This is a genomic window from Kitasatospora sp. NPDC091257, assembly GCF_044757675.1.
Lineage (GTDB): Bacteria > Actinomycetota > Actinomycetes > Streptomycetales > Streptomycetaceae > Kitasatospora > Kitasatospora lactacystinica.
The window spans coordinates 1-8,299 of record NZ_JBIVVI010000290.1; the positions used below are offsets into that span (position 1 = coordinate 1).

The 8,299-nt window shown below is 76.3% G+C and carries 5 protein-coding genes; all 5 read right to left on the reverse strand.

All coding sequences use genetic code 11. From position 1 onward, the window contains the following. Positions 1-54: 54 nt before the first annotated feature. From ACIQOV_RS15890 to ACIQOV_RS15910, 5 genes are read right to left on the reverse strand one after another with little or no spacing between them, the layout of a single operon-like run. Positions 55-837, reverse strand: a complete 783-nt coding sequence (locus ACIQOV_RS15890; protein WP_401048944.1) for a class I SAM-dependent methyltransferase — start codon at positions 835-837, stop codon at positions 55-57. A gap of 3 nt (positions 838-840) precedes the next feature. After that, complete coding sequence (locus ACIQOV_RS15895; RefSeq protein WP_401048945.1) at positions 841-1,626, reverse strand: SDR family oxidoreductase; 786 nt, start codon at positions 1,624-1,626, stop codon at positions 841-843. Next, complete coding sequence (locus tag ACIQOV_RS15900; protein ID WP_380540503.1) at positions 1,623-2,486, reverse strand: TauD/TfdA family dioxygenase; 864 nt, start codon at positions 2,484-2,486, stop codon at positions 1,623-1,625. Before ACIQOV_RS15900 ends, ACIQOV_RS15895 begins: the two co-directional genes overlap by 4 nt. Positions 2,487-2,498: 12 nt before the next feature. Continuing rightward, positions 2,499-3,773 carry an aspartate aminotransferase family protein gene (locus ACIQOV_RS15905; protein WP_401048947.1) on the reverse strand — a complete coding sequence of 425 codons (1,275 nt, stop codon included), beginning with the start codon at positions 3,771-3,773 and terminating at the stop codon, positions 2,499-2,501. A gap of 11 nt (positions 3,774-3,784) precedes the next feature. Then, a complete protein-coding gene (locus ACIQOV_RS15910) occupies positions 3,785-8,173 on the reverse strand; it encodes an AMP-binding protein (protein ID WP_401048948.1) in 4,389 nt (1,462 codons plus the stop codon). Positions 8,174-8,299: the final 126 nt, after the last annotated feature.

Genomic DNA, 8,299 nt, shown 5'->3' on the forward strand with positions numbered 1-8,299 from the left:
CACCCGCCGCGCCTACCCCGGTTCCCGTCGTCCGGCCCGCGACCGGCCGGCCACTCAGGTCCCCGGCTCCCGGTGCCGCCACCGCACCGGGTCCACGGCCTCCGCCGCGCCCGGTGCGTCCGGTGCGTCCGGTGCGCCCGCCGCGCCCGGTGCGGTCCGGGCCGACGGCCGGTGGGCGGCGGTGGAGAGCACCAGCAACTCGTTCCCCCCGGGCCGGTACTCGTAGGACACCTGCTCCACCCGGCTCGGGACGCCGAGTTCGGCCAGTTCCCCGCGCAGCCGGTCCAGCCCCTGGTAGCGGACTCCCGTGTCGTACACCACGAGCGGGAAGATCCGGACCTCCCGGCGCGCCACCCGGGCGAGTTCCAGCAGGGCCGCCCGGTGGAAGTCCTCGTCCAGCCGGTTGCCGTAGGAGAACAGCAGGTGCGAGCTGAGCACCAGGTCGAAGGAGTCGTCGGCGAAGGGGAGTTCGGGCAGCGAGCCGGCCACGTAGCGCTCGGGGCGGGCGGCGATGTCGGCGCGGAAGGTGCGGGCGTTGGCGGTCCACTGGCGGATCATGTCGTCCGCGTCGGCGTACCAGGACCGGTCCCAGCCCTCGGTCTCCTTCACCAGCAGCTCGCGTTTGAACGCGGTCTCCCGCTCCACCAGCAGGCCCAGCTCCTCGCGGTGTTCGGCGTACTGGAGGTCGACGGCGACGGCGTCGACACCGCGCCGCCCGGCCTCGGCGACGAAGCTCGCCGCGCCGGCCGGGCAGTCCAGGATGCGCTGCTCCAGGTCCCGCTCCCCCAGCGCGAACATCGCCCGGTACTCCGCGAAGGAGCGTGCGCTGACCAGCACGGCTCAACCCCGTCCGACGAACGGCATGGTGGTCGGCAGCACCACCAGGGACTGGATGGTGGTGTCCGGCGGCTGCGAGGCCATCAGCACCAGCGCCTCGGTGAAGCGGTCCACCGGGATGGTCGCCTCGACGGCCATGGTCCGGTCGGCCTGCATCGCGGCCGGCTGCGGGCCGCCGTCCACCGGGGTGACGTTGCCGACGTCGATCTGCCCGCAGGAGATGCCGTACGGCCGGCCGTCCAGGGCGAGCACCTTGGTGAGACCGAGGACGGCGTGCTTGGCGGCGGTGTACGCGATCGAGTTGGGACGCGGCACGTAGGCCGAGGGCGCGCCGTTGTTGATGATCCGTCCGCCCTGCGGGGACTGGGTGCTCATCACCCGGAAGGCCTCGCGGGCGCAGAGGAATCCGCCGGTGACGATGGTGTCCAGCACCCGGTTCCAGTCCTCGAACGGGGTCTCGGCGATCGGCCGGCGCGGGGCGGCGGCACCCGCGTTGTTGAACAGCAGGTCCAGCCGGCCGTACCGGTCGAGGACGGTGTCGAAGAGCCGGGCCACCTCCTCCGGGCTGCGGATGTCGGTCGGGACGGGCAGCACCCGGTCGGCGGCCGGACCGGCCAGGGCCGCGGTCCCCTCCAGCGCGTCCTTGCGGCGCCCGGCGACGACCACGGTCCAGCCGGCCGCCAGCAGGGCCAGAGCCGAGGCCCGGCCCAGCCCGCTGCCCCCGCCGGTGACGATCGCCACCCGTCCGTGCGGTGCGGTCACCGCACCGGGATCTCCTCCGGTGGTCACGGCGCCCACTCCTCCCCCTCGTTCACCCAGACCCGCAGCATCCGCCGGGAGTACGGCCCGGGCTCGTCGACGAACGGCGAACGCCCGTGCAGCACCCGGCTGTTGCGGATGATCAGCAGGTCCCCGGCGGCCATCGGCAGCCCGAAGGCGATCTCCGGCCGGTAGAGCACCTCGTCCAGCACGCCGAGCGCCTCCCACTGATGGTCCGTCAGTTCCGGCCCGCCGCGGTCGGGCGAGGAACGGACGGTGCGGGTCTGGTAGTAGCAGCCGACCGTCCCGTCCTTGCGGTCGTACAGGATGGGGGTGACCACCACCTGCGGGCCGGCCCGGCCGCTGCGCTCGAAGGTCCACTCCTCGCGGAGCGTGGCCAGCGCGTCGGGCCGCTCCCGCTGGATCAGGTCGTGCACGTGCCGGGCGCTCGCCAGCTTGGTCAGCCCGCCGCCGTCGAAGGCGGGCCGCAGGCACAGCAGGACCAGCAGGTCGCAGGTGTCGCAGTGGAAGCCGAGTTCGGTGTTGCCGTCACCGTCCTGGTCGTGCAGCACCGAGGTGAGGTCGCCGCGCCCGTTCTGCGGGACGATCCGGCCGAAGTCCCGCAGCAGGAAGGAGAGCACCTCGGTGATCTCCTGCTCCGGGCGGGCCGGGTCCACCAGGCCGCTCACATGGGTGATGCCGACCGAGTCGGCGGCGTTCCGGACGAACTCCCGCAGCCGGGCCCGCACCTCCCCGGCCGCGTCCCACCGCCCGGCCCGCGCGTCGGCCCAGAGCAGCCGCCGCTCCTGCTCCCCCAGCGGGAGCGACCAGAGCTCCCGCCGGGCGTCCAACTCCAGGCTGCTCCAGCCGATTTCGGTCACCGCATCCATGTCCTCTCCTCCCTACCGGCCGCCGGCCGCAACGGCCTTCGCCCACAACTCCAGGCCCTCGTCGATCTGTTCGGCCGTGACGACCAGCGCGGGGATCATCCGGACCACGTTGAGGTGGATCCCGCACAGCAACAGCAGCAGCCCGTGCTCGGCCGCGGCCTGCTGGGCGCGCCGGGCCGCCTCCGGGTCCGGCGTGCCGTCGGGACGGCAGAACTCGCTGGCGGCCATCAACCCGAGCCCGCGGACGTCGGCGATCCCGGGCGTCCCGGCTGCCACCGCCCGCAGCCCGGCCAGCAGCCGGACGCCCTGCTCGGCCGCGTTCTCGACCAGCCGCTCCTCGCGCAGCACGTCCAGGGTCGCCAGCGCGGCGGCGCAGGCCACCGGGTTGCCGCCGTAGGTGCCGCCCTGCGAGCCCGGCCAGGCACGCCCCATCAGCTCGGTGGACGCGGCGATCGCGGACAGCGGGAAGCCGCTGGCCAGCCCCTTGGCGGTGATCAGGACGTCGGGACGGACGCCGGCCCCGTCCGGGTGGGCGCTCTCGTGCTCGTGGGCCCAGAACCGGCCGGTACGGCCGAAGCCGGTCTGCACCTCGTCCACCACCAGCAGGATGCCGTGCCGGTCGGCCCGCTCGCGCAGCCCGGCCAGGAAGCCGGGCGGGGCCGGGACGTAGCCGCCCTCGCCGAGCACCGGCTCGACGAACACGGCGGCCGTCTCGGCGGGCGCGGAGACGGTGGCGAGCACCTCGTCCAGTCCGCGCAGGGCGTGCGCGACCGCCTCGTCCTCGGACAGGCCCAGCCGGAACGCGGCCGGGAAGGGCGCCACCGCGACCCCGGGCATCAGCGGGCCGATACCGGCCCGGAACCGGGTGCCGGCCGTGGTCAGCGAGGCCGCGCCCATGGTCCGGCCGTGGAAGGAGCCCTCGAAGACGATCACGTTCTGCCGTCCGGTGGCGTGCCGGGCGAGCCGCAGCGCGGCCTCCACCGCCTCGGTGCCGGCGGTGGCGTAGAACAGCGAGTCCAGGCCGGGCGGCAGCACCTCGCCGAGCCGCTCGGTGAGCGTGAGGAGCTGGTCGTGCAGCACGGTGGTGTACTGCCCGTGGATCAGTCGGCCGGCCTGCTCCCGGACGGCCTCGACCACCTTCGGGTGACAGTGGCCGGTGCTGGTCACCCCCACTCCGGAGGTGAAGTCGAGGTAGCCGCGGCCGGCGGCGTCGTAGAGGTGGAGTCCTTCGCCGCGTACGGCGACGACCGGGGTGGCCTGCTTGAGCACCGGGGAGAGCTGGGACACGGGGCCTGCCTTCACGGGTTGGTCCTGCCTTCACGGATGTCGTCACGACGTCGGTCGCGACGTTCGTCGCGGATGTCGTCACGGGTGGGTGGGATCGGGCCGACGCCCGGCAGGTAGCCGGCCTCGGCGGCCCAGGTGAGCGCGGCCGACCACCACTGCGGGGTCGGCGCGGCGAAGCGCACGCCCAGCCGGTCGAGCACCGCGGTGGTGTACGCGCTGTCCACCAGCACCCGGCGTTCCTCCTGCGCCGCCCACGCGGCGGCCACCCGGGCGGCCGTCGGGTGGCGGCGCTCGGCCCGGGCCAGGGCGGCCGCGAAGCCCTCCTCGTCGGTGAGCCGCACGGGGTGGCCGTGCCCGGCCAGCCACCGCACCAGCTCGTCGTGCGGGACGGCGTGCGGCGTCTCCACGTGGTACGCGCCGGGCGCGGCGTACGGGTCGAGGGCGATCGCGGCGATCCCGGCGGCCACCGTGTCCACGTACGAGAACGCGAAGGCGGTGTCCGGCCGGCTCGGCGCGGCGCCGGCCAGCAGGTAGCCGCGGATCAGCTGATAGATCCGGTTGTCGCCGGCGTTGGCCTGGAACGCGCCGGTCCGGCTGTGCGCCGCGATGTGGCCGCTGCGGTGCAGGTGGGCGGTGTGCCCGCGGGCGGCCCAGGCCCGGACGGCCTGCTCGGCCCGGTACTTGGTCCGCTCGTACGGGGTGCGGAAGTACTGGCCGATCTCCAGGTCCGCCTCGCTGAAGCGGCGCGGCGGGCCGTCGACGCCACCGGAGACGGCGAGCGTGGAGACGTGGTGGAGCCGGGCGTCCGGCGCGTTCTCCCCGAGCCAGTCGAGCAGCCGCCGCACCGCCGTGTGGTTGGTGCGCTCCAGCTCGTCGGGCGAGGCCACCAGCCGGACGTCCGCCGCCGCGTGCACCACCAGGTGGGCGCCCCGGGCGAGTTCCAGCCCGGCCGGGGAGAGACCGAGGCCGTCCCGGTCGATGTCCCCGGCGAGCGCGCGGACGGGGCCGGCCGCCCCGGCACCGAGCCGCTTCAGCGCCTCGGCGTCGTCCGCGGCCCGCACCAGGCAGGTGACCTCGGCGCCGCGGCGGAGGAAGGCCTCCAGCAGGTGCCGCCCGAGGTAGCCGGTCGCGCCGGTGAGCAGCACCCGGGCGGGTTCGCCCACCCTCGCCCGGGCCGCCGGGGCGACGCCGGGGTGCAGCAGCTGGCCGGAGGTGGACAGCGGCGCCCGGACGACCGGTGCGGCCTCCGGGGCCCGCGCCTCGGCCGCCACCGCCCGGGCGAACCGCCCGGTGATCCGCTCGGCGGCGGAGTGCGGCAGGCCGGGCCGCCCGTACACCAGGTCGGCGACCAACCGCTGCTCCACCACCCGTGCGGTGAGGCGCAGTTCGTACAGCGGGTCGCCCCCGGTACAGCGGGCCGTCCCGGCCTGTTCGGCGGCGACCGTCCAGTCCAGCGCGGGTTCCTCGGGCAGCCGGAAGGTGCCGAGGAAGTTGAAGCCGACGGCGGGCCGCCCGCCGGGCGCGTCCATCGGCCGGACGAGTGCCTCGCGCAGCCGCCGCGCCACGGTGTCCGGGGTGGCCCCGGCGTCCAGAGCGACGTGCTTGACGGCGGTGAACCAGCCGACGGTGTCCAGGAATTCGCCCTCGTCGCCGACCATGTCCCGGCCGTGGGTCTCGACCTCCACCGCGAGCCGGGGACGGCCGCTGTCGCCGGTGACGGCCCCGGCGAAGGCGGCCAGCAGCACGGCCTCCAGCCCGGACCCGGCGCCGTGCCGGGCGATCAGCCGGGCGGTGGCCGCCGGGTCGAGCGCCCAGCTGAGCGCCCCGGGCTCCTGGACCTCTCCGACGGCGACCTCCCTGGCCGCGACCTCCCCGACCGCGGGCTCCCCGGCCTCCCCCGCGACCGGCTCGGCGGCGGGAGACGCGGCCGCCGCCCAGGCGTAGAAGTCCGCCGTCGGCGGCAGATCGGCCGGCTTCCGGTCGAGCACCGCCCGGTACGCGTGCGCCAGGTCGTCCAGCAGGATCCGCCAGGACAGCCCGTCGACCACCAGGTGGTGCGCGATCAGCGCGAGCCGGTCGTCGGTGCCGGGCGGACCGGTGAACAGGTGGGCGCGCAGCAGCCGGCCGGCCGCCGGGTCGAGGCTGCGGTGGAGTTCGGTGCAGACCCCGGCGACGGTGTCGGCGATCTCCCCGGCCGCGCGCGGGATCCGGGAACAGGAGACCGGGTCGAGGCCGGCCACCTCCCGGAGCTCGCCGCAGCCGTCGGGGGTGACCGGGCGGCGCAGCGCCGGGTGCCGCTCCAGGACGGCCGCGACGGCCGCCGAGAGCGCCTCCGGGTCGACGGCGGTGCGGCAGCGCAGCAGCACGGACTGGTTCCAGTGCCGCGGCTCCCGCAGCGACCGCTGCCGGTACAACCAGCGCTGTGCCGGGGCGAGTCGGTAGCCGTCGGCGTCACCGCGCGGGGCGGGGACGGACGGCGCGGCCGGGACGGCGACCGCCGCCAGGCCCTCGGCCGTCGGGTACCGGTAGAAGTCCTCGTAGGCGACCCGCAGGCCGGAGCGCCGCAGGAAGGCGATGGTGCGCATGGCGAGGATGGAGTCCCCGCCGAGGGCGAGCACGTCGGCGCGCGGCCCGACCGCGGGCAGGCCGAGGGCGCCCGCCCAGAACCGGGCGATCTCCCCGGCCGGGCCGCTCCCGGCGGTGCCGCTGGACTCCGCCCGGGCCTCGACCAGTTCGGCCGCCAGCTCGGCCAGCCGCTGCCGGTCGAGCTTGCCGTTCGGCCCGACCGGGAACTGCGGCAGCACCAGGATCGGCTGCGGCACGGAGTAGCCGGGCAGCCGGTCCCGCAGGTGCGCGCGCAGGTCCTCCAGCGTCTCCTCCCCCGCCGACCCCGCCGACCCCGCCGACTCCGCTGCCTCCGCTGCCTCCGTCGGCCCTGCTGTCCCCTTCGGCCCCTCCGAGCCGTCGACACCTCCCAACAGCCGGACGACGCCGATCAGTTGGTTGCCGAGTGCGGTCTCCCGCAGCAGCGCCGCCGAGCGGGCGACGCCGGGGTGGCCGTCCATCGCCCGCTCGACCTCGGCGAGGTCCACCCGGTAGCCGCGGACCTTCACCTGGCGGTCCACCCGGCCCAGGAAGACCAGGTCGCCGTCCCCCCGCCGGCGGCACAGGTCCCCGGTGCGGTAGACGAGTTGGCCGTCGTGCCGGACGAAGCCGCGCGCGGTCTCGGCCGGCCGGCCGTAGTAGCCGGCGGTCACGCCCCGGCCCCCGATGAGCAGTTCGCCGACCGTGCCGTCCGGTACCGCCCGGCCGGCGCCGTCCACCACGGTCAGCAGCACCTCGCCGATCCCGGTGCCGATCGGTACGGTCGCTTCCTCGGCGGGCAGTTGGCCGGCGGAGGTGACGAGCAGGCAGGTGGCGCCGACGGTGGTCTCGGTCGGGCCGTAGTGGTTGGCCAGCCGCGCGGTGGTGCCCCGGTCGAGCAGGGCGGCGGCCAGCGCGCGGGGCAGCGGCTCGCCACCGAGCAGCACGGTGTGCAGCGGCGGGGAGTCGGCCGGACGGCCCTCCAGCAGGGCGGTCAGGTGCGAGGGGGTGGTCTTCAGCACGTCCACCCGGGCCCGCCGCAGCGAGGCCCAGAAGGCCTCCGGGTCGCGCACCTCGCGGTCCGGCACGAGGTGCACCGAGCCGCCGGTGGCCAGGGCGAGCAGCCAGGCGGTGTGGCCGAGGTCGGCGGCCAGGGTGGTGACGTGCGCGGCGCACGGGGCGTCGGCCTCGGTGAGGCCGAGCCGCCCGGCCAGCGCCCGGGCGTAGTGCACGGCGTTGGCGTGGGTGACGGCCACCGCCTTGGGCTCGCCGCTCGACCCGGAGGTGAAGGAGAGGTAGGCGAGGTCCTCGCCCCGTACCTCGACGGTCGCCGACCGCGGCCCCGGCAGCGCCTCGACGGCCGGCGCGACCCCGACACCGGTGCCCGGCGCCTGCCCGGTCCCGGTGCCCGGCGCCTCGGCGTCCTCGACGCTCAGCGCCTCCGCGCGCTCGACGCCCGGCGTCCGCCCGGCCCCGACGTCCACCACCTCCCCGCCGAGCCCGCCCTCGGTGGCCAGCACCCGGGCCACCCGCACGGACGCCAGCCGCCGGGCCAGGTCGGCCGCCGACCAGTCCGGATCGGCCAGCACGGCCGCCGCGCCCGAGCGCAGCACCCCGTACAGCAGCACCAGCATCCGGGCGTCCCGGGGCCCGACCAGGGCGACCCGGTCGCCCCGGCCGGTGCCGGCGGCGGCCAGCCGGGCGGCGATCCGGCCGGCCGCGGCGTCGACCGTGCGGTAGTCGAGGCTGCGGACCCCGTCGCCCAGGGCGGGCCGGTCGGGGTGGGCCCGGGCGAGGTGCGCGAGCAGTTCGGGCAGCGAGCGGGCACCGCGGACGGGGTCGGCCGCGTGGCCGCAGGACGCGGAGCGGAGGTGCTGCGTCGCGGGGAGGTGGCGTCGCGGTTCACCTGTCGGACGTTAGCCGCAGGCCGAACGGAAGAAACG